The following is a 21,083-nucleotide window of genomic DNA, read 5'->3' on the forward strand; positions in this document are numbered from 1 at the left end:
GTTATCCCATGCAGATGCATGGCACTGAGGTGCGACACCAAGCCTTGTTCCTTCTCCACTCCGGCGCCACCAACGCGGACGTCGCCCGCAGCCTGGGTGTACCCGTGGGGACCGTGGGCTACTGGCTCCACCAGGACCGAGCATCACGCGGGGAAACCCCCGGGCGCCACGATCCCCCGTGCCCCCGCTGCGACGGTCGCGCACTCGATGAAGCGGCGTATGCCTATGTGCTCGGCCTCTATCTCGGCGACGGGCACATCATCCAGTACTCCGGCCATCGCGCCCCCAGCCTTATGATCACTTGCGCCGAGGCGTGGCCGGGCCTGATGGACGAGTGCGCAGAAGCAGTACAAGCGCTCTTCCCCGACAACTCGGTCTGCCGGGTCCGCAGAACCGGATGCCGCAATGTGAAGGTCTACTCCAAACATCTGTGGTGTTTGTTCCCCCAGCACGGAACAGGCAGGAAACACGAACGCAGCATTACCCTCGAGCCCTGGCAGGAATGCCTGGTGGAGAAGCACCCCTGGGCCTTCCTCCGGGGGCTCATCCATTCCGACGGCTGCCGGGTCATGAATTGGACCACTCGCCTCGTCGGCGGGAAGCGGAAACGCTATGAATATCCGCGCTACCTCTTCACCAACAAGTCGGACGACATCCGTCGGCTCTGTACGGACACCCTCGACAGGCTCGGAGTCGCCTGGACCCACTGCACCCGCCACGGCAACCCGTACAACATTTCCGTCGCCCGGCGCGCCTCCGTTGCCCTCATGGACGAGCACATCGGGCCGAAGTACTGACCCCGGCACCCGCACCGCCGTCGTGCGCCGGGGGCTACTTCTGGTAGTCGTCCTCGCCGATGTGGTGGATCCGGACCAGGTTGGTCGAGCCCGGGACGCCGGGCGGGGAGCCCGCCGTGATCACGACGACGTCGCCCGGCCGGCAGCGGCCGAGCTTGAGCAGGTACTCGTCGACCTGCTGGACCATCTCGTCCGTGGAGTCGACCGAGGGGCCGAGGAAGGTCTCGACGCCCCAGGTCAGGCTGAGCCGGTGGCGGGTCGGGGCCTCGGGGGTGAAGGCGAGGACCGGGATCGGGGAGCGGTAGCGGGAGAGGCGGCGGACGGTGTCGCCGGACTGGGTGAAGGCGACCAGGTATTTCGCGCCCAGGAAGTCGCCCATCTCGGCGGCGGCGCGGGCCACGGCACCGCCCTGGGTGCGCGGCTTGCTGCGCTCGGTGAGCGGGGGGAGGCCCTTGGCGAGCATGTCCTCCTCGGCGGCGGCGACGATGCGGGCCATGGTGCGCACGGTCTCGACGGGGTACTTGCCCACGCTGGTCTCGCCGGAGAGCATCACCGCGTCCGTGCCGTCCATGACGGCGTTGGCCACGTCGGAGGCCTCGGCGCGGGTGGGCCGGGAGGCGTCGATCATCGAGTCCAGCATCTGGGTGGCGACGATGACCGGCTTGGCGTTGCGCCGGGCCAGGGAGATGGCGCGCTTCTGGACGATGGGCACGGTCTCCAGGGGCATCTCGACGCCGAGGTCGCCGCGGGCGACCATGATGCCGTCGAAGGCGTCGACGATGCTCTGCAGGTTCTCGACGGCCTGCGGCTTCTCGATCTTCGCGAGGACCGGCAGCCGGCGGCCCTCCTCGTCCATGATCCGGTGGACGTCCTCGATGTCGCGGCCGCTGCGGACGAAGGAGAGGGCGATGACGTCGGCGCCGGCGCGCAGGGCCCAGCGGAGGTCGGCGACGTCCTTCTCCGAGAGGGCGGGCACGGAGACGGCGACGCCGGGGAGGTTGAGTCCCTTGTGGTCGGAGATGAGGCCGCCCTCGACGACCCGGGTGCGGACCCGGGGACCGTCGACCTCGGTGACTTCGAGGGTGACCCGTCCGTCGTCGACGAGGATGCGTTCGCCGGCCGTCACGTCATCGGCGAGGCCGGGGTAGGTGGTGCCGCAGCTGTGGCGGTCGCCCTCCTGGTCCTCGACGGTGATGGTGAAGGTGTCGTCGCGTTCAAGGAGTACGGGGCCTTCACGGAAAGTGCCGAGGCGAATCTTCGGGCCTTGAAGGTCGGCGAGGATGCCGACGCTGCGGCCCGCGTCCTCGGCGGCCTTCCGTACCCGGTGGTAGCGCTCCTCGTGGCCGGCGTGGGTGCCGTGGCTGAGATTGAGCCGTGCCACGTCCATTCCGGCGTCGACCAGTGCCTTGATCTGGTCGTACGAGTCGGTGGCGGGTCCCAGGGTGCAGACGATTTTCGCTCGGCGCATGAAACGAGCCTACGACTTACCGGCCGGTAGAGAATTGGAAGAGCATGACTGTCCAACGGCCTTTTCATGAAGCCTTGTTGACAAGTGTTGAAAAGTGCAGGGGGGCGCTCCGATGAGCGGAATGCAGGGCCCGGAGCGCCCGCCCTCTTCGTCAATCCGTGCGATGCCGGACCATGAGTGCCGCGCATTTGTCCGGCAGGTCGAGCCGGCTCGACATGCGGAATCCGGCGCGCTCGAATGCGCGGACGGACCGGATATTGCGGATGTCGGGTTCGGCGACGACCCGCCGGGCGTAGGGGTCGGTGCGCAGCTGCCAGTCGGAGACGGCGCGCAGCAGGACCGCGCCGAGGCCGCGGCCGCGGTGGGCGGCCGGGCCGAGGAGCAGGTGGACGCCGGCGTCGCGGGGTTCCGCCGGGTAGTGGTCGGCCAGGGGGTCGAGGTCGGCGCGGTAGAGCTCCCAGTAGCTCATGGGGGTGCCGTCGAGGTGGCCGAGGTAGGGGGTGGAGCGGGTGCCGGCGATCTGTCCGCGCAGGTAGGCGCCGATGTGGTCGACGGGCTGGGCCATGTCCCAGAAGCGGGCCACTTCGGGGTCGTTCATCCAGGTGTGGACGAGGGCGGCGTCGGTGGCGGGGTCGACGGGGCGCAGGGTGAAGGTGCCGGCGGGGAGCCGGACCTCGGCGGCGGCGGTGCTCTGCCGGATCACCGGGCGGCCTCCGCGAGGGGGTTGGGGATGTCGACGTAGACGGACTGGCTCTCCAGGGGGCCGGTGAGTTCGTCCATGCCGTGGACGCGGGTGAGGAGGTTGGCCTTGCAGCGGAGGGTGGGGGCTTCGCAGAGCAGGGTGGCCAGGCGCAGCCGGTCGCCGTGGGTGCGGGCGTGTTCGGTGAGGGTGCGGTGGGCGAGGCGGAGCAGGTCGTGTTCGTCGGCGAGGCCCTGGGAGCCGAGGGCGCCGATGAGGCCGAGGATGTTGTTGATGCCGAGGTAGTAGGTGAGGCGTTCGTCGATGACGGCGTCGTCGACGTAGGTGCCGAGGTCGCGGCCGATGCCGGGGATCCAGCGGTGGAGGGCGGGGCTGCGGGTGGGTGAGAAGTAGTAGCCCTGGTTGTCGCGGTAGCGGGCGCCGGTGGGGCGGCCGTCCGCGTCGAGGGTGACGAGGGTGTTCTGCTGGTGGGCTTCGAGGCCGAGGCCGTAGGTGGCGTGGAGCCAGAGGACGGGGCCGATGACGGTGTGGAGGTAGCGGTCGAACCACTCGCGGGCGACGTCGGGTACGCGGCGGCCGGTGCGTCCGGCGAGCCGGTGGATGTGGCGGGCCAGGGCGGAGCGGCTGTCGGTGCGGTCGGGGCGTTCGGCGACGAGTCCGGCGACGCAGACGGCCTGAGGGCGGTGTGCGGGGCCGGGGAAGGGGTTGTCGCGGATGACGACGTCGAGGCCGGTGGGGGTGGCGTCGGGGGTGTCGACGGCGATCCAGGCGGGGTCGCGGACGATGCCGAAGCCGGGGTGGGCGGCGCGCAGGGCGCTGTCGAGGCCGGCTTCGAGGAGCCGGTGGACGGCGAGGCCGCGGTGGAGTTCGGGGCGGGTGTTCTCGCGGCGGGAGTTGGTGATGTCGAGGCCGAGGGAGAACTTCAGCATGACGGGGGCGTCGGCGCGGTAGAGGGTGCGCACGGAGGAGGTGGGTGACCAGGCGGGGCCTGCGGGGCCGAGGTCGTGGAGGAGTCCGGCGGCGAGGAGGTCCTGGACGGCGGGGCGGCGCAGGAGGTCCTGGGCCTGCCAGGGGTGGGCGGGGACGAGGCGGGTGCCGGGGGGCGGCTTCGGCGCGTCGTGGCCGGCGAGTTCGGTGAGGAGTTGCTGGGTGGTGCGGTCGAGGGCGGTGTCGGTGTGCACGACGGAGGTGTCGGCGGCGAACCAGTGGAGGGGGAAGCTGCCGCGGAGTTCGGGTGAGTAGCGGCTGGTCTCGCGGTCGGTGAGTCCGAGGCGGCTCTTGGGGGTGGGGTGCAGGGGGTGGCCGGTGATGAGGGCTTGTTCGGCGGCGAGGAAGGGGGTGGTGCCGGCGGGGTCCTCGGGGTGTTCGGCGCGGGTGCGGATGAAGGTTTCGACGTGCCGCACGGAGTCGGTGACGCGGCCGGTGAGGTCGGTGACGGCGCCGGGTTCGCCGCGGGCGGCCTCGGTGGCGAGGAGGGCGGCGACGAGGGTGGCGGGGGCGGGTGCGCCGGTGGCGAGGCGGGCGCCGCAGAAGCGGTGCCAGCCGGCGGCGGACCAGTGCAGGACGGTTGCCTGGAGGGTGGTGCCGGCGGAGGGGAGGTGGAGCCGCAGGATGTCGTCGGGCGGCCGGGGTATGCCGTTCTCGCGTACCCAGCAGCGGAGGAGGTTCTCCGTGGCGGCGGTGTCGGCCGCTTCTGCGGGGGTGCGGTGGCGGAGCCGGTCGGGTGCGGGACGGTCCTGCAGGGTCGGGCTCATGGGGTCTCTTTCTGTGCGCCGGCCCGGGTGCGGGAGGGAATGTGGGGGGTTCCGTCCAGGCCGAAGGTGGTGAAGGCGGTGCGCCGCGGCAGCGGGTGGATCTCGCGGCCGGTGAGCGCGTTGACGATGACGGCGGAGCGCCAGGCGGCGAGTCCGAGGTCGGGGGTGCCGACGCCGTGGGTGTGGCGTTCGGCGTTCTGTACGAAGAGGGAGCCGGGGATGCGGTCGTCGAGGACGATGCGCTGCTGGGTGTCGACGCGGGGGCGTCCGGCTTCGTCCCGCTGGATGTGGTCGTCGAGGGGGGCGAGGAGGCCGTCGAGGGGGCGTTCGCGGTATCCGGTGGCGAGGACGACGGCGTCGGTGGTGAGGGTGGCCCGGGTGTCCTGCTGGGTGTGGTGGACGGTCAGGTCGATGCGGCCGTGGGCGCGCTCGGCGGTGGTGACGTCGAGGCCGGGGGTGAGGGTCACGTCGGGCCAGCCGCCGTGCAGGGTGCGCCGGTAGAGCTCGTCGTGGACGGCGGCGAGGGTGTCGTGGTCGATGCCCTTGTAGAGCTGCCACTGGCCGGGGAGGACCTGGTCGCGGGTGGCTTCGGGGAGCCCGTGGAAGTAGCGGGTGTAGTCGGGGGTGAACTGTTCGAGCCCGAGCTTGCTGTACTCCATGGGCGCGAAGGCGGGGGTCCGGGCGAGCCAGGTGAGTCCTTCGTGGCCGGCGGGGCGGGCGCGGAGGAGGTCGAGGAGGACTTCGGCGCCGGACTGGCCGGAGCCGACGACGGTGATGTGGCGGGCGGCGAGGAGCCGGTCGCGGTGGTGGAGGTAGTCGGCGGAGTGCAGGACGGGCACCGCGGGGTCGTCGGCGAGCGCGCGCAGGGGTGCGGGGATGTGGGGGGCGGTGCCGATGCCGAGGGCGATGTTGCGGGCGAAGATCCGGCCGAGTCCTTCGGCGGTGCCGTCCGCGTCGAGGCGGGTGAAGTCGACTTCGAAGGCCTGGCGTGCGGGGTCCCAGCGGACGAGGTCGGCCTGGTGTCCGAAGTGGACGGTGGGCAGTTCGCCGGCCGCCCAGCGTAGGTAGGCGTCGTATTCGGCGCGGGGGATGTGGAAACGCTCGGCGAAGTAGAAGGGGAAGAGCCGTTCGCGGGTCTTCAGGTAGTTGAGGAAGGACCAGGGGCTGCTGGGGTCGACCAGGCTCACGAGGTCGGCGAGGAAGGGGACTTGGAGGGTGGCGCCGTCGATGAGCAGGCCGGGGTGCCACTGGAAGCGGGTGCGCTGGTCGAGGAAGGCGCTGGTGAGTCCGGGGGCTCCGTCGGCGAGGGCGGCGAGGGAGAGGTTGAAGGGGCCGGCGCCGATCCCGAGCAGGTCCAGGGGCTCTTCACGGGTGGACAGGTGTCCGGGCGGCGTCATCGGTTCCTCCGTGCATTGGGGTGCCTGCTTGCCTCTCTGACGGCGTGCGTCCCGGTCGGGGCTCGTCGGAGCGGCGGATTGTGAGGCGTTCCACACTCCTGCACCAGTTGGTTAGGTCAGCCTCACCTTTCTTTACATAGCACCTCACACCATCCAATACGCACAGCGGCCCGGCTGTGCTCAACTTCCTTACCAGAAGGTGTGTTTGTGCTGCCGGGCCGCCGGGTATGGCCAACGGTTTCGGAGGGGTCGGAACCGTCAGAGCTGTGGGGGCGACATGATGAACCGGGCGTTGACCCGGGCGTAGACGGTCTGCCGCTGCGGCTGGAGGTCCAGGACCGGGCCCGGGGCGGCACCGGACAGCCCCTGGGGCGCGGGGCCGCCCGGCCGGCCGGGGCCGCGCGGGGTGGGGGCGGTGCTCTCGGCTCCCTCGTCGGCGAGTTCGACCAGCGCCACCAGGCGGGCGTCGAGCGCCTCCGCGTACTCCCGGGCGCGCCGGACGGCGGCGCGCACGGCCCGCTGCCGGACGTCCCGGTGGACGGTCGAGCCGGGGCGCAGGGACCACCAGGGGCCGCTGACGGTGGTGAGGTCGAGGTCGGCGAGGCGGGTGACGACGTCGCCGAGGACGGTGAAGTCGGTGAGGGTGGCGGTGATGTGGACCCGGCCGTGGTAGGCCTTGACGCGCTCCCCGCGGCCCTTCTGGGCCAGTTCCGGGGTGATGACGAAGGAGCCGGTCTCCAGCTTGTGCACCGCCTCGCCGTAGGAGGTGACGAGGTCCAGGACGGCCGAGTTGCGGCGGGCGAGGTCGTCGAGTGCCGCCTTCCGGTCGCCGCCCCGGGCCTCGACGGTGACGGAGATGCGGGCGAGTTCGGGGTCCGCCTCCAGGCGGGCTTCGCCGCGGACGGCGACGCGGGGGCTCTCGGGGGTGCCGTACGGGGCGGGTTCGGGTGTGGTCATGCCGCCCACTGTGGCAGGGCGGTGGCGGCCTGCGGCCTGGTGCCCCGGGCCGTACAAGGGGCGGGGCGCGGGCAGTTGAGGCGCGACCAGGTTGGGATCCGTCATCGAAGAGAGATCCGGCGGGGCTGTTGCGGGCGGGGCGCGCCGGGCCAGAATCTACGCGCGTCGTATTCGTGCGGACGCGCACACAGCTGAACAAGGAGCCCGTAGATGTCGATCGACCGAAGGAAGTTCCTGGGCCGCACCGCGGCGACCGGAGCGGGGGTCGCCCTCGCGGGCGCCGCCGTGCCCGCGGAGGCGCGGGGCCACGGCCGTCCCCCGCAGCGGTACTCCTTCACCGTCATGGGCACCACCGATCTGCACGGCAACGTCTTCAACTGGGACTACTTCACGGACAAGGAGTTCGACGACAAGGAGCACAACGACGTCGGCCTCGCCAAGATCGCCACCCTGGTCGAGCAGGTCCGCAAGGAGAAGGGCCGGCACAACACCCTGCTGATCGACGCGGGCGACACCATCCAGGGCACTCAGCTCTCCTACTACTACGCCAAGGTCGACCCGATCACCGGCGCGGGCGGCCCGGTCCACCCCATGGCGCAGGCCATGAACGCCATCGGGTACGACGCGGCGGCACTGGGCAACCACGAGTTCAACTACGGCATTCCGGTGCTGCGGAAGTTCGAGGAGCAGTGCGACTTCCCGCTGCTCGGCGCGAATGCCCTCGACGCACGGACGCAGACCCCGGCGTTCCCGCCGTACTGGACGACCCGGCTGCGCACCCCGTGCGGCCGCACCGTGAAGGTCGCCGTCCTGGGGCTCACCAACCCCGGGATCGCGATCTGGGACAAGGCCAACGTGCAGGGGAAGATGACCTTCCCGGGGCTGGAGGAGCAGGCGGCGAAGTACGTGCCGCGGCTGCGGTCGATGGGCGCCGACGTGGTGATCGTGTCCGCGCACTCGGGCAGCAGCGGCACCTCCTCGTACGGCGACCAGCTGCCGCACATCGAGAACGCGGCGGCGCTGGTCGCCGAGCAGGTGCCGGGCATCGACGCGATCCTCGTCGGCCACGCGCACACCGAGATCCCCGAGTACCGCGTCACCAACAAGGAGACCGGCCGGGAGGTCGTGCTGTCCGAGCCGCTGAAGTGGGGCCAGCGGCTGACGCTCTTCGACTTCGGCCTGGTGTGGCGGAAGGGCCGCTGGGCCGTGGAGTCGGTCTCGGCGAAGGTGCTGAACTCCAACGCCGCCGCCGAGGACCGGCGGATCACCCGGCTGCTCGGCGACGAGCACGCGAAGGTGGTGCGGTATGTGAACCAGGTGATCGGCACCTCCACCGCCGCGATGGCCGCGGCCGAGGCCCCGTACAAGGACGTCCCGGTCCTCGACTTCATCAACCACGTCCAGGCGGAGACGGTGAAGGCGGCCCTGGCCGGCACCGAGCACGCGGCGCTGCCCGTGCTCTCCCAGGCGTCCTGCTTCTCCCGCACGGCGGCGATCCCGGCGGGGAAGGTCACGATCCGCGAGGTCGCCGGGCTCTACCCGTTCGAGAACACCCTGGAAGCGCGGCTGCTGACCGGCGCCCAGCTCAGGGAGTACCTGGAGTTCTCGGCGCGGTACTACGTCACCACCCCGGCCGGCGGCGAGGTGGACCCGGCGAAGCTGACCAACGCCGGGAACACCCCGGACTACAACTACGACGTCATCAGCGGCCTCGGCTACGAGATCGACATCGCCCGGGAGCCGGGCTCCCGGATCGGCAGGCTGACCTACGACGGCAAGCCGCTGGACGAGAAGGCACAGTTCGTGCTGGCGGTGAACAACTACCGGGCGAGCGGCGGCGGCAACTTCCCGCACATCGCGAAGGCGCGGCAGCTGTGGGCGAACTCCGACGAGATCCGCAACACGATCATCACCTGGGTGAAGGCTCAGGGCACCATCGACGGCGCGCGGTTCGCCTCGGTGGACTGGCGGCTGACCCGGGACGGCACCCCGGTCTTCTGACGGCGGCCGGTGACGAGAGCCCCGGGGTGACGCGGCCCCGGGGCTCCCGGCGCCCCGCGTGCCACCCGCGCCGGGGGCGGTTCCGCGGTGCGGTCAGGCCCGGGTGCGGACGAGTCGGCCGCGCTGGTCGGGCACCTGCCCGCTGCCCGGCCCCGGGGTCAGGCCGAAGGTGGTGAACGCGGTCCGCGACGGCAGCGGGTAGGCCGTCCTGCCGAGGAGCGAGTTGAGGATGACGGCGCTGCGCCAGGCCATCAGGCCGAGGTCGGGGGCGCCGACGCCGTGGGTGTGCCGCTCGGCGTTCTGCACGTGGACCGAGCCCTGCACACTGCGGTCCAGGACGAGCCGGTACTGCTCGTCGATCTGCGGCCGGTCGGCGGCGTCCCGGTGCACATAGGCGTCCAGCGGGCCGAGGACCGTGTCGAGACGGCTCTCCCGGTAGCCCGTGGCCAGGACGACGCCGTCGGTGGTGAGCCGGCTGCGGGTGCCCTGCTGTCCGTGTTCCAGATGGAGTTCGACCTGGGTGGTGGCGACGCGTCCGGCGGTGCGCACGGAGACACCGGGGGTGAGCACGGCGTCCGGCCAGCCGCCGTGCAGGGTGCGCCGGTACAGCTCGTCGTGGATGGCGGCGAGGGTCTCGTGGTCGATGCCCTTGTGCAGCTGCCACTGCCGCGGCAGCAGCTCGTCCCGCACCGGCTGCGCGAGGCCGTGGAAGAAGCGGGTGTAGTCGGGGGTGAACTGCTCCAGGCCCAGCTTGCTGTACTCCATGGGCGCGAAGGCGGGGGTCCGGGCGAGCCAGGTCAGCCGCTCGCGTCCGGCGGGGCGGGCCCGCAGCAGGTCGAGGAAGACCTCGGCACCGGACTGGCCGGCGCCGATCACCGTGAGGTGGTCGCCGCGGAGCAGCCGGTCCCGGTGGGCGAGGTAGTCGGAGGAGTGGACGACGGGGACGTCCGGGGCGTCGGTGAGCGGGCGCAGCGGCTCGGGGACATAGGGAGTGGTGCCGATGCCGAGGACGAGGTTGCGGGCGTAGGTGCGGCCCAGGGCCTCGGCTTCGCCGTCCGGGCCGAGCTGGGTGAAGTCGACTTCGAACAGGCCGCGTTCGGGATCCCGGCGGACGGCGTCGACGTGGTGGCCGAAGTGGAGTCCGGGGAGCTGTTCGCTGACCCAGCGGCAGTAGGCGTCGTACTCGGCGCGCTGGATGTGGAAGCGCTCGGCGAAGTAGAAGGGGAAGAGCCGCTCGCGGGTCTTGAGGTAGTTGAGGAACGACCAGGGGCTGGCGGGGTCGGCGATGGTGACGAGGTCGGCCAGGAACGGCACTTGGAGAGTGGCGCCCTCGATGAGCAGACCGGGATGCCACTGGAAGGACGGCCGCTGGTCGTAGAAGGCGGTGCGCAGGCCGGGCACGCCGTGGGCGAGGGCGGCCAGGGAGAGGTTGCACGGGCCGATGCCGATGCCCACCAGGTCCAGGGGCTGATCGTTCTCGGTGGTCATCTCGCGGTGGTTCCTTCCACGATCTTGAGCAGGGCCTCCAGGTCGGGCGGCCGGGTGTGCGGGTTGAGGACGGTGGCCTTGAACCAGAGCCGTTCGGTGCCGTCCCGGTGGTCCGTGGCGTGGGCGCGGCCGAGGACGACGCGGCCCTCGGTGAGCAGGCTGCGGCGGGCGGCGGCCACCTGCTCGTCGGTTGCCCCGTCGGGCCGGAAGAGGACGGTGCTGAGGGTCGGCCGCTCGTAGAGGACGAAGTCGGGGCGGGCCTCGACGAGGTCGGCGAGGCGCTGGGCGGCGGCGCAGGTGTGGTCGACGAGTTCGGCGAGCCCGGTGCGGCCGAGGGCGCGCAGGGTGACGGCCATCTTGAGGATGTCGGGGCGCCGGGTGGTGCGCAGGGAGCGGCCGAGGAGGTCGGGGATGCCGGCCTCGGTGTCGTCGGGGGCGTTGAGGTAGTCCTCCTGGTGGTCGAGGGTGGCGAGCACGGCGGCGTCGGGGACGGTGAGGAGGCCGGCGGCGACCGGCTGCCAGCCGAGTTTGTGCAGGTCGAGGGTGACGGAGTCGGCGCGGGAGAGGCCGTCGAGCCGGTTGCGCAGGGTGTGGCTGAAGAGGAGCGGTCCGCCGTAGGCGGCGTCGACGTGGAACCGGGTGCCGTGGGCGGCGCAGACGTCGGCGAGCTGGGGCAGCGGGTCGATCTCGCCGGTGTCGGTGGTGCCCGCGGTGGCGATGGCGAGGCCGGGGCCGTTCAGCCGGCCGAGGGCTGCGTCGAGGGCGGTGGGGCTGAGGATGCCGGCGGGGGTGGGGAGGACGACGGGCCGGGGCAGGCCGAGGAGCCAGGCGGCGCGGCGCACGCTGTGGTGGGCGTTGGCTCCGCAGACGACCTGGAGGGGCCCGCGGTCGCGGGTGAGTTCGCGGGTGATCAGCAGGGCGAGCTGGTTGGACTCGGTGCCGCCGGTGGTGACGAGCGCGTCGGGGGCGTCGCCGTGCGGGAACACCTCGGTGGCCAGTCCGCGGCAGACGAGGGATTCGAGGGTGGAGGCGGCGGGGGCCTGGTCCCAGGAGTCCATGGAGGGGTTGAGTGCGGCGGCGGCGAGTTCGGCGGCCGCGGCGACGGCGAGCGGCGGGCAGTGCAGGTGGGCCGCGCAGTGCGGGTCGGCCGGGTCGGCGGCGCCTTCGGCGAGGGCGTGGACGAGGGACCGGAGCGCGGGGTGGGAGCCGACGCCGGTTTCGGGGATCAGCGGTTCGGCCGCGGTCCTTATCCGGTGGGCGACCGTGTCGGGGCCGCCGGAGGGGAAGGGGCCGCCGCGGGCGGTGGTGCCGGACGCGAGGGCTTCCAGGACGGTGTCCAGGAGGGGACGGAGCTGCCGCGGGCCGTCGGCGCCTCCGGCGAGCGGCGTGAGGGGGGTGCCGTCGGGGGGCGTGGGCATGGTGTGTCCCTCGGGTGGTGGGGCGTTCGGGCGGACCGGGTGCGTCGGCCGGGCGCACTCGAGTCTGAGCAAGCATGGCGGATGAAGCCCGGCCAAGCACGGTGATCGGACTCGAAAGGGGGACTGCTGTCCGGGGCTTGGACGTCGGATTACGTCGGCTGGTAGAGGACGGGGGTGGCGGGGCAGCTGTGGGGGTGTGCCTCGGGTGCGGGCTGCGGGGGCTCCCCGGGTGGCGAAGGAGAACGGTGGTCCGGCCGCTCGCGAGGAGCGGACCGGACACACCGTCAGGGGTGTGGTGTGGACTCCACAGGGAGTTACGCGCCGAGGAGGCGTGTGGTTCAGGTGGCCTTGCACGAAGAGCGGCCGATGAGGTGGCGTGGTCCGGTGCCGCACCCTCGCCGCGGTGCCGGGCCGCGCGACCCGGGCGGGCATCGTGCGGGGACCCCTCAGGCGGGTGTGACCGGTTCCTGGAGTTCGGTCACCCACGCGTCGACGTCCTCCGGGCATTCGAGGTAGAGCTCGCGTGCGTATCCGGCGGAGCGGTAGCCGTTGGTGTCGATCCAGCGGGCCAGGGTCTGGGCCGTCGGCATCACGCCCTGCAGGGAGCCGCGGTGCACGGTGGTGGCGGCGCTGTCGATGGCGGGCAGGTCGACGACGGCGAAGCCGTGGCCGTCGCCCGGGTCGCCGGTGACGGTCAGCCCGGCGTGGACGACGATCGTGCCCTCGCCGTCCGGGGAGTCCTCGTAGTAGGCGATGCCGGGCCCGGCGGGGGTGACCCCCGCGGCGGCCAGGCGGCGGCAGAGCTCCTCGTAGAGGGGCTGGATGACGGGGCCGATGTCCTGGGGCCCGTAGCTCGCGGCGGTGCCGGTGAGCTCGGCGACCCGCACCGGGGGGACGCTCTTGAGCACGATGTCGTCGGCGGGCATGTGTCCCTCGCTCTCGATGGACCGGAGCCTCGCCTCGACCTGGGCCAGTCGCCCCGCGGCGGCGGCCATCGCCTCCTCGAGCTCCGCCTTGCGCAGCCGCAGCATGCCGCGCAGCTCCTCGGCTCCGACCTCTTCGTCGAGGATGGCCCGCACCTGCTGAAGGGTGAAGCCGAGGTCCTTGACGGCGATGATGCGGTTGAGCCGGGCGAGCTGGGCCGCGGTGTAGAAGCGGTAGCCGGTGGCGGGGTCGACGCGGGCAGGGGCCAGCAGTCCGATGGCGTCGTAGTGGCGCAGCATGCGGACCGATACGCGGCCGTGGCGGGCGAAGTCTCCGATGGCGAACATGGTGCCTCCGAGTCCAGCACCTCACACGGTGTCATGGTCAAGCACGGGAATCCGGCATGGTGCCTGCCGAATTCCTGGGGTGACGGGCGGGATCCGCAGCGTGTTCGCAGGGGGACCCGGCCCGGGTCCCCCTCCGACGCGTTCCGGCAGGTCAGCCGGGAGTGACGGCCCCGTCCCGGACACGCAGGGCGCGCCGCAGGTCGTCGAGGAGATCGGTCAGCTTGCGGTGCAGCGCCGGGACGGGCCGGGCGGCGGCCAGGTACTTCTCCCCCAGCCTCAGCGTGTACGCGTCGGCCACCACGGCCGGGAAGCCGTGGCGGCCCAGGGCGTCGGCGACGGCGGGACCGCGGCGTTCGGCGGCGGCCACCGCGGCGGGGAACCAGCGGGGCACGTAGTCCCGCAGGAGGTCGCGCTGTTCGGGGTGCCAGAAGCCGTCGGCGGTGGCCGCGACCAGGTAGGTGGACAGCTCGTCGCTGTCGAACATGGCCGCCCAGGCCGCTTCCTTGGCCCGCGGGTCCGGGAGCGCGGCCCGGCAGCGGGCGGCCCCTTCCCGGCCGGTGGCGCCGGGGTCCCGGCCGAGTTCGGCGTCGATGTCCGCCGGGGTCGCCGCGCCGAGGACGGCCAGCCTGCCGAGGATCCGCCAGCGCAGCTGGGGGTCGAGTTCGGGGCTGCCGGGGACGGCGCCCGCCGTCAGCCAGTCGCGCAGGGTGTCGGGGTCGACGGAGCTGTCGATGAAGGTGCGGACGGCGGTGAGCCGCAGCCCGGGCGCCGATCCGTCCTCGGTGAGCCGGAGCAGGTCCCGGCAGATCCGGGTGAGGACGGTCAGCGCGGCGGGGCGGTCCTCCGGGGGGAGGAAGCGGTCGGCGATCCAGGTGCGGGCGAAGGCCAGCACGCCCTGGACGATCGCGGTGTCGGTCTCCCGGGGCAGGTGGGTGCGGGCCGCGTCGAGGTGGACGGCGGGCGGGAGTTCGCCGTCGCGCACCATGTCGCGGGCGGCGTTCCAGAGCACCGCCCGGGTGAGCGGGTCGGGCAGCCCGGAGAGGGACCGGACGGCCGTCTCCCAGGAGCCGGGGTCGAGGCGGATCTTGGTGTAGCCGAGGTCCTGGTCGTTGAGGAGGAGCAGGTCCGGGCGGGGGCCGGCGAAGGTGAGCGGGCCGGGGTCGCCGTCCTTCGGGATGTCGAGTTCGAAGCGGTCCCGGAGCACGAGCCGGCCCGGATCGGCGGGGGCGTGCCCGTAGGCGCCGACGGTGATCCGGTGCGGCCGGCTGCCGCTGTGCCGGACCTCCAGCCGCCAGTCGGTGCCGTCCGCCTCGACCGCCGGGGTGAGGATGTCGATGCCGGTGGTGCGCAGCCAGCGGTCGGCCCAGGCCCGGACGTCCCGGCCGGAGGCGCGGGACAGCGAGTCGATGAAGTCGGCCAGGGTGGCGTTGCCGAACCGGTGGCGGGCGAAGTGGTCGTTGATGCCGCTGAGGAAGACCTTCTCGCCGAGCCAGGCGACGAGCTGGCGGAGGGCGGCGGCTCCCTTGGCGTAGGAGATGCCGTCGAAGTTGAGCTGCGCGGCGACGGTGTCCGGGACGGCGTCGGGTTCGGGTGCGACGGGGTGGGTGGAGGGGCGCTGGTCGGCGTCGTAGCCCCAGCTCTTGCGGGTGACCGCGAAGTCGGTCCAGGTCCCGGTGTAGGAGGTGGCCTCGGTGAGGATCTGGAAGCCCAGGTACTCGGCGAAGGACTCGTTCAGCCAGATGTCGTCCCACCAGGTGAGGGTCACCAGGTTGCCGAACCACATGTGGGCCATCTCGTGGGCGATCACCATGGCCCGGGTCTGCCGCTCGGTGTCGGTGACGGCGGAGCGGTGGATGAACTCGTCGCGGAAGAGGACGAGTCCGGGGTTCTCCATGGCGCCGAAGTTGAACTCCGGGACGAAGGCCTGGTCGTAGGAGTCGAACGGGTAGGGCTCGTCGAAGATGTCCTGGTAGCGGTCGAAGCAGCGGCGGGTGATGTCCAGGATCTCGTCGGCGTCGGCGTCGAGGTGGGGGGCGAGCGACCGCCGTACGTGGAGGCCGAGCGGCAGCCCGCGGTGTTCGGCCCGGACCGAGTGGTACGGCCCGGCGGCGAGCGCCAGCAGGTAGGTGCTGAGCGGCGGGGTGGGCGTGAACGTCCAGCGGCCTTCGGCGGGGCGGCCGGCGATGCCGTTGCCGAGCACCGTCCAGGCCGGGGGCGCGGTGACGGCGACCTCGAAGACGGCCTTGAGGTCGGGCTGGTCGAAGGCGGCGAAGACGGCCGGCGCCTCGGCCATGCCGCACATGGAGTACAGGTACGTCTCGCCGTCGGCCGGGTCGGTGAAGCGGTGCATGCCCTCCCCGGTGCGGGAGTAGCGCATGTCGGCCTCGACGCGCAGCTCGTGGACGCCCGCGGTGAGGCCGGTGAGCGGCAGCCGCCCGTCGGCGAGGCCGGCCGGGTCGAGCTCCTGTCCGTCGAGCACCGCGCGGTGGAGAACGACGGGGCGCAGTTCGACGAAGGTGTCCGCGGCCTCGCGGGCGGTGAAGCGCAGGACGGTGGTCGAGCCGAACAGCTCGTCGCCGCGCGTCAGATCGAGGTCGAGGGTGTAGCGGTGGACTTCGAGTATGCGGGCGCGGATCTGCGCTTCGTCGCGCGTGAGTACGGACATGGCTGACATGCTGCCGCATGGCCGGTGGGCGGTGCAGCGGGGTTGACGACGGCGGTGCTCCGGCCGGGCCGGGGTGCCGGGGGCGACCGCGCGAGCGTCGGGCCTCGGGGCGCGGAGCCCGGCGGCGAGCGGCCAGCGGCCGGGAACCGGGGAGCCTGCCGAAGGGTCCCCCGGCGGGGCGTGCGTGCCCCACCGGGCCGGGCCGGGACCGGGCCTCAGCCGCGGGCGATCGTCTCGTGGTGGCGGATGACCTCCGCGATGATGAAATTGAGCAGCTTCTCGGCGAAGGCCGGATCCAGCTTGGCGCTCTCGGCGAGTTCGCGGAGCCGGGCGATCTGCCGTGCCTCGCGCGCGGGGTCGGCCGGAGGCAGCTCGTGCGTGGCCTTGAGGCGGCCGACCTGCTGGGTGCACTTGAAGCGCTCGGCCAGCATGTGGACGACGGCCGCATCGATGTTGTCGATGCTGTTGCGCAACCGCTCGAGTTCGGCCCGGACGGCTTCGTCGTCGAGCGGGGAGCTGTTCACGGACTGATCGGTCATCGAGCGGGTCTCCCGGTTGCGCGTCACGGCGGAGGTACCTGCGGTCACGGTAACAGGAGCGTCCTCCTCCCCTTGTCGCCCGACCACGGTGCGGTCCCCCGGGCACGAGGCGCCGGGGCGCCGGTCCCGGTCACGCGCGGGTGCCGGGTGCGTGCTCGGTGTCCTCGTCTGCTCCGGCGACGTCGGCCGCCCGGGCACCGCCGGTCTCCCGGACCGCCCCGGCCGGCCCGGTCCCGACCGGCGCCGCGCCGCGCAGCAGCGGAGGCCGGTCCGGGTCGGGGACGCGGTCGCTCCAGCCGCCGGGCACCGTGCCGCCCTGCCGCTCGCGGAAGCGCACCGGGGCCGTCCCCACCCGGCGGGCGAACAGCCGGCTGAAGTAGGCCGGATCGTCGTAGCCGACCCGGCGGGCGACGGCGGCGACGGGCAGTTCGGTGGCGGCGAGGAGCTCCTTGGCCCGGCCGAGCCGGACGCCGAGCAGATAGTCCTTGGGGCTGCACCCGGCGGCGCGGCGGACGGTGCTGCGCAGCTCGGCCGGGGTCATGCCGTGCCGGGCGGCGTGCTCGGCCACCGACAGCGGCCGGAAGGCGTCGCGGGCGAGGGCCTGGAGGACGGGGTGGCCGTCCCCGCCCACGTCGGCGCGGGCCCGGCGCAGGGCGACGAGCAGTTCATGGACGGCGGCCGAGGTCTCGACCTCCAACAGCGGATTGCCCCGGCGTGCGGCGCGGGCGATGCGCCCGACGGCGGCACGCGCGCCCGCGGTGTCGGCGAGCGGCACCACGGGCCGGTCCGGCTCGATGTAGCCGAGTTCGGTGTAGGTGGCGGTGGCGGGTCCGGTGAAGTCGACGAAGCTCTCGTCCCAGCCGGTCTCCGGATCCGGGGCGTAGGCGTGCTCGACGCCCGGGGTGAGCCACAGCAGGGCGGGCGCGGTGACGTCGCGGCGGTGGCCCGCGGCGTCCCGGAACCAGCCGCGTCCGGCGCCGACGACGACCGCCACGTGGTGCCCGAGGACGCGCGGGCCGACGGCGGGCAGCGCGCCGTGCTGCAGGCCGACGCCGAGACAGACCAGGCCGAGCCGGTGGTGGAGCGGACTCGGGGTGAAGTACCGCATCCAGGTCCGATACATGGCACGCTCCCTCGCCCCGGGTCCCGCTCCGGCCGCTGATCCTCCCGCCTGGACCGGCTGTCCGCCAGGGGGCGCCGGGCGGGCCGTGGGCCGGTCCGCGACGAGGAGCGGACCGGCCCGGGGCACCCGGGTGTCAGGGGCCGTTGCACGATGAGCGCAAGGCCCCCCTACCCGAGTTCGTCGACGGTGAAGCCGTCCAGGGTGAATTCCGCGGTGCCGCTGTCGCCGGTCTTGTGGAGTCCGACCCAGGCGTCGCCCTCGGCGGGTGCGGTGAACTCGTACTCCAGGACGGCCGGGGAGGTCGCGACGGGCAGCGGGATGCGGTCGAGTTCCCGCGTCTCCGGCGCGTCGACGGCGGTGACCCACGCGTACTGGCCCGCCGCCTCGTTCTCGTAGCGGAACGCGACCCGGTAGCGGCGGCCGGGGAGGAAGCGGACGGTGTGCGGCACGGTCCGGTGGACCAGTCCGCCGTTCTCGCCGCGGGACTTGAGCGACTGGGTGCCGTCGATGACGTCGTCGACGGCCTTGCCGTTCCAGCCGCGCTGGGTGTACGGCGCGTGCCGCTGGGCGATGTGGGTGCGCGGGTCGGTGACGCCGCCCGCGTCCCCCTTCACGAAGGGGCCCCAGCCCTGGGGCACGTCCTCGAAGTCCTCGAAGACCAGGGCGCCGGGCCGGGCTGGCGGCCGGGCCTCGACGACGCGGAGGTTGTCGAACCGGATCCGGGCGTCCCCGGCCGCGGCCCGCAGGGTGAGCCGGACCGGTCCCCCGCCTTCGGGGACGGTGAAGCGGGTGAACATCCGCTGGAAGCGGGTGCCGTGCTTGCGGTCGGCGGCCACCCGGTTCACCACGGTGGAGACCTCGGTCCAGTTGACGGCGGTGACCCCGTCGGCCGTACGGACCTCCAGCGCGGCCCGGCGGCGCTCCCCGGCGCTCGCCCCGACCTCCACGTCCACCGATGCCGCGTAGCTGCCGGGCGCGAGCCGGGCGAGCCGCTGTCCGACGGCGGCCGCTCCCCCGCCGACGACGACCAGTTCGTGGTCGCCGCGGTCGCTGCGCCGCACGGAGACGGGCCCCTCGGCCTGCCAGGCGTCCAGGGATCCGGAGGCGAAGGACGGGTCGTTCAGCGGGGTGTGCTCACCCCAGCGCGGGTCCGGCAGCCGCGGCGGGCGGTCGCGGTAGAGGACGTAGGGCTGGCCGGCCTCGGCGTCCCCGGTGATCCGCCCGGCCCGGACCGGAAGGTCGCGCAGGTGCTCCCGGCCCTGGTCGGTCAGCCGGTACAGGCCGATCCGGGGCGCGTTCGTCCAGCCGCGCGGCAGCCGCCAGCTCGTGGGCCCGCCGCGGGGGTTGAAGTGATAGAGCTTTCCCGGGTCGGTGGCGTTCCGGGGCTCCCACGGCAGCAGATAGCTGCCGCCGTCGTAGACCAGCCGCCCGTCGGTGGTGATCCGGCGGGTGCCGCCGGTGTCCGAGACGGCGGTGCGGGTGGGACCGAAGAAGGTGATCTCGTGCTCGGTCCAGGTGCGGACCGGGTACGCCTGGAGGTACTTGGCGGGCAGGCTGTCGGTCCAGATCAGCCGGTGGAAGGCGGGCCAGTCGACCTTGCCCGTCCAGCCCTCGAAGTTTCCGGTGCGCGGGATGCCGAGCAGGGTGGGCCACTTGTCGGCGAAGACGTCCTTCTGATGGTTGCGGACGAACCGGATGAGCAGGGAGTTGATGCCACGTGAGGTGTCGGGTCCGTAGTCGGTCTCGGTGGCCCAGTGCGACCAGAGTGCGGACCGCTCCAGGCCGTGCCCCCACTCGGTGGTGATCCGCCAGCCCTGGGCGCGCAGTTCGCGCTGGAGCCGGTCGGAGGTCCAGCCGGACTCCCGGAAGACGTCGATGTAGAGCATGTCCAGGGCGGGGTCGGTCTCCTCGCGCAGCTGCCGGAAGCGGCGGACGACGTCCCCGGAGACCAGGTCGCGGCGCTGGTCGATGCGGTAGGACTGGTCGAGCCAGTCCCACTGCTCGTCGGCCGGGTCGACGAGCGTCTCGGAGAAGGCGTTGGCGACCGGGTAGGACTCGGTGACGTTCACATGCACGGCGAAGTCGCTGTTCCACCGTTTGCCGGAGCGCAGCAGCGCGTTGAGGTCGCGCAGTCCTCCGGCGCGCCGGTTGTAGTTGCCGCCGTAGTCGGGGTGGGCGGAGTCGTGGCCTTCGGACTGGTAGCCCTTGAGCAGGGTGAACTGCCGGAGTCCGTCGGTGGCGAGGGCGATCCGTTTGACGTTGTCGAGGGTGGCCAGGAACGGGTTGGTGGCCTGGCCGGCGAAGTTGAACGGGATGTGCGGGACGACCCGCAGGTGCTGTTCGTCGGCGCCGGGCGGGTCGGTCATGATGTCGCGCAGGGCGATGGCCGCGTCCTGCCAGTCGACCCGGCCGTCGCCGTTGCGGTCCCGGGTGACGACGACCGCCACGTGGGGCAGTGGTTCGGTGTCGTCGGCCGGGGCGGTCGCCGCGCGGTGGGTCCACTGGCCGCAGGCGAGCCCGGCGATCACCAGTCCGTCGTGGCGCACCGTCTGCCGCTGGAAGCGGCCGTTCTCCCAGGTGGTGCCGGCCTGGCCGGAGGGCTTGTCGTACACGGTGTTGCTCTCGATCGCGCCGCCGAGGAGGCCGGTGGCGAGCACGGCGTAGGCGCAGCCGTGCGGCGCCGGGTCGGCGGGGGTGGCGTCGGTGACGCGGAGGTGGGTGTCGCCGTCCCCGTTCTTGTCGAGCTCGATCCGTGCGGTGCGGACGGCGGCGCCGGGCTGGTCGCTGCGGACGGCGAGCCAGCGCAGGCCCGGGAGTTCGAGGGTGCCCACCCGCAGGTCCGGGGTGTCGTCGATGCGGGTGATCCGGAAGTCGACGCGCCATCCGCTGACGGTGATCTCGGCGTCGAGGGTGGTGCCGCCGCGGAGGGTGAGCCGGTAGCCGATCCGGGCGGCGCCGACGCGGCTGGCGACGTCCGGGGTGTGGGCGACGCCGTCGACGACCAGGGTCCGGTAGGTGTCCGCGTGGCCGTGCAGGACGGCTCCGGAGGCGCGGTCGGTGTACGCGACGACCCGGGGGAAGCGGGTGTCGACGCGGACCTCCAGCTCGTCCGAGCGCAGGGCCGTCTCCCCCGGCCCGGCGTGGGCGGCGGTGCCGCCGGCCAGGGCGCTGCCGGCGCCGGCGAGCGCGGCGGTGAGGACGACGGCGCGGCGGCCGGGGCCGGGGGCGGGATGGGACCCGGGTCCGGGTCCGGGTCCGGGCTCGGGCTCGGGCTCAGATTCGGGCTCATGCTCGGGCTCAGGTGTGCGACCCGGTGTGCGACCGGCCGCCGGCCCGTACGTCCGGCCGGTCCCCGGTCCGTTCGCTGCCTCTGCGTTCACGCGCCCCTCCTCGTCACGGCGCCGAGGGCACCGGCCGCTGCGGATCACAGGCGACACAGTGGTGCGGGAGACCGGGAGCGGCCCATGGACAAAGGGGAACGGGTGTTGGACTCTCCGCGCCGGAA

General features: G+C 72.9%; 14 protein-coding genes. 2 read left to right on the top strand and 12 right to left on the bottom strand.

Translation table 11 applies throughout. The features are described from left to right. Nucleotides 1-8: 8 nt before the first annotated feature. Nucleotides 9-797, top strand: a complete 789-nt coding sequence (locus tag AC3EQ1_RS09905) for a helix-turn-helix domain-containing protein (RefSeq protein WP_432093929.1) — start codon at nucleotides 9-11, stop codon at nucleotides 795-797. Between the two features lie 34 nt (nucleotides 798-831). On the opposite strand, the gene pyk is transcribed toward AC3EQ1_RS09905, so the two are convergent. The 5 genes from pyk to AC3EQ1_RS09930 form a co-directional block, all read right to left on the bottom strand. Further along, nucleotides 832-2,265 carry a pyruvate kinase gene (gene pyk, locus AC3EQ1_RS09910; RefSeq protein WP_432093930.1) on the bottom strand — a complete coding sequence of 478 codons (1,434 nt, stop codon included), beginning with the start codon at nucleotides 2,263-2,265 and terminating at the stop codon, nucleotides 832-834. A 151-nt stretch (nucleotides 2,266-2,416) separates the two neighbouring features. Next, nucleotides 2,417-2,968, bottom strand: coding sequence for a GNAT family N-acetyltransferase (locus AC3EQ1_RS09915; protein WP_432093931.1), 552 nt, complete (start codon nucleotides 2,966-2,968; stop codon nucleotides 2,417-2,419). After that, nucleotides 2,965-4,719: an IucA/IucC family protein gene (locus tag AC3EQ1_RS09920; RefSeq protein WP_432093932.1), complete on the bottom strand. Its 1,755-nt coding sequence runs from the start codon at nucleotides 4,717-4,719 to the stop codon at nucleotides 2,965-2,967. The genes AC3EQ1_RS09915 and AC3EQ1_RS09920 overlap by 4 nt, the downstream gene beginning before the upstream one ends. Then, the gene (locus AC3EQ1_RS09925) at nucleotides 4,716-6,116 is read right to left on the bottom strand and encodes a lysine N(6)-hydroxylase/L-ornithine N(5)-oxygenase family protein (RefSeq protein WP_432093933.1); all 1,401 of its coding nucleotides are present in this window, start codon (nucleotides 6,114-6,116) and stop codon (nucleotides 4,716-4,718) included. The genes AC3EQ1_RS09920 and AC3EQ1_RS09925 overlap by 4 nt, the downstream gene beginning before the upstream one ends. 258 nt (nucleotides 6,117-6,374) lie before the next feature. Then, complete coding sequence (locus AC3EQ1_RS09930) at nucleotides 6,375-7,073, bottom strand: SIMPL domain-containing protein (protein ID WP_432093934.1); 699 nt, start codon at nucleotides 7,071-7,073, stop codon at nucleotides 6,375-6,377. A 210-nt stretch (nucleotides 7,074-7,283) separates the two neighbouring features. Here AC3EQ1_RS09930 and AC3EQ1_RS09935 point away from each other — a divergent pair, with 210 nt between their 5' ends. Continuing rightward, nucleotides 7,284-9,074 (top strand): bifunctional metallophosphatase/5'-nucleotidase, encoded by a 1,791-nt coding sequence (locus AC3EQ1_RS09935; protein WP_432093935.1) that lies wholly within the window; start codon nucleotides 7,284-7,286, stop codon nucleotides 9,072-9,074. 93 nt (nucleotides 9,075-9,167) lie between these two features. Here AC3EQ1_RS09935 and AC3EQ1_RS09940 read toward each other — a convergent pair whose 3' ends face one another. From AC3EQ1_RS09940 to AC3EQ1_RS09970, 7 genes are all read right to left on the bottom strand, one after another. Further along, entirely contained in the window at nucleotides 9,168-10,562 is a 1,395-nt protein-coding gene (locus AC3EQ1_RS09940) for a lysine N(6)-hydroxylase/L-ornithine N(5)-oxygenase family protein (RefSeq protein ID WP_432093936.1), read from the bottom strand. After that, nucleotides 10,559-11,980: a pyridoxal phosphate-dependent decarboxylase family protein gene (locus tag AC3EQ1_RS09945; RefSeq protein WP_432093937.1), complete on the bottom strand. Its 1,422-nt coding sequence runs from the start codon at nucleotides 11,978-11,980 to the stop codon at nucleotides 10,559-10,561. The genes AC3EQ1_RS09940 and AC3EQ1_RS09945 overlap by 4 nt, the downstream gene beginning before the upstream one ends. A 446-nt stretch (nucleotides 11,981-12,426) precedes the next feature. After that, entirely contained in the window at nucleotides 12,427-13,251 is an 825-nt protein-coding gene (locus AC3EQ1_RS09950) for a MerR family transcriptional regulator (RefSeq protein ID WP_432093938.1), read from the bottom strand. Between the two features lie 151 nt (nucleotides 13,252-13,402). Beyond that, nucleotides 13,403-15,916, bottom strand: a complete 2,514-nt coding sequence (gene pepN, locus AC3EQ1_RS09955) for an aminopeptidase N (protein ID WP_432093939.1) — start codon at nucleotides 15,914-15,916, stop codon at nucleotides 13,403-13,405. Nucleotides 15,917-16,131: 215 nt separating this feature from the next. After that, nucleotides 16,132-16,455, bottom strand: a complete 324-nt coding sequence (locus AC3EQ1_RS09960) for a chorismate mutase (RefSeq protein ID WP_351507127.1) — start codon at nucleotides 16,453-16,455, stop codon at nucleotides 16,132-16,134. 130 nt (nucleotides 16,456-16,585) lie between these two features. Next, nucleotides 16,586-17,578, bottom strand: coding sequence for a helix-turn-helix domain-containing protein (locus AC3EQ1_RS09965; protein WP_432093940.1), 993 nt, complete (start codon nucleotides 17,576-17,578; stop codon nucleotides 16,586-16,588). 167 nt (nucleotides 17,579-17,745) lie between these two features. After that, nucleotides 17,746-20,958: an endo-alpha-N-acetylgalactosaminidase family protein gene (locus AC3EQ1_RS09970; RefSeq protein WP_432093941.1), complete on the bottom strand. Its 3,213-nt coding sequence runs from the start codon at nucleotides 20,956-20,958 to the stop codon at nucleotides 17,746-17,748. Between the last annotated feature and the right edge of the window lie 125 nt (nucleotides 20,959-21,083).

This window comes from Streptomyces sp. bgisy100 (assembly GCF_057709105.1).

What these genes read in the sequence shown, in the direction of transcription:
- AC3EQ1_RS09905 (WP_432093929.1), top strand. Translation starts at nt 9, where the DNA reads ATGCAGATGCATGGCACTGAGGTGCGACACCAAGCCTTGTTCCTTCTC.
- AC3EQ1_RS09920 (WP_432093932.1), bottom strand. Translation starts at nt 4,719, where the DNA reads ATGAGCCCGACCCTGCAGGACCGTCCCGCACCCGACCGGCTCCGCCAC.
- pepN (WP_432093939.1), bottom strand. Translation starts at nt 15,916, where the DNA reads ATGTCCGTACTCACGCGCGACGAAGCGCAGATCCGCGCCCGCATACTC.
- AC3EQ1_RS09945 (WP_432093937.1), bottom strand. Translation starts at nt 11,980, where the DNA reads ATGCCCACGCCCCCCGACGGCACCCCCCTCACGCCGCTCGCCGGAGGC.
- AC3EQ1_RS09930 (WP_432093934.1), bottom strand. Translation starts at nt 7,073, where the DNA reads ATGACCACACCCGAACCCGCCCCGTACGGCACCCCCGAGAGCCCCCGC.
- AC3EQ1_RS09950 (WP_432093938.1), bottom strand. Translation starts at nt 13,251, where the DNA reads ATGTTCGCCATCGGAGACTTCGCCCGCCACGGCCGCGTATCGGTCCGC.
- AC3EQ1_RS09940 (WP_432093936.1), bottom strand. Translation starts at nt 10,562, where the DNA reads ATGACCACCGAGAACGATCAGCCCCTGGACCTGGTGGGCATCGGCATC.
- AC3EQ1_RS09925 (WP_432093933.1), bottom strand. Translation starts at nt 6,116, where the DNA reads ATGACGCCGCCCGGACACCTGTCCACCCGTGAAGAGCCCCTGGACCTG.
- pyk (WP_432093930.1), bottom strand. Translation starts at nt 2,265, where the DNA reads ATGCGCCGAGCGAAAATCGTCTGCACCCTGGGACCCGCCACCGACTCG.
- AC3EQ1_RS09935 (WP_432093935.1), top strand. Translation starts at nt 7,284, where the DNA reads ATGTCGATCGACCGAAGGAAGTTCCTGGGCCGCACCGCGGCGACCGGA.
- AC3EQ1_RS09965 (WP_432093940.1), bottom strand. Translation starts at nt 17,578, where the DNA reads ATGTATCGGACCTGGATGCGGTACTTCACCCCGAGTCCGCTCCACCAC.
- AC3EQ1_RS09960 (WP_351507127.1), bottom strand. Translation starts at nt 16,455, where the DNA reads ATGACCGATCAGTCCGTGAACAGCTCCCCGCTCGACGACGAAGCCGTC.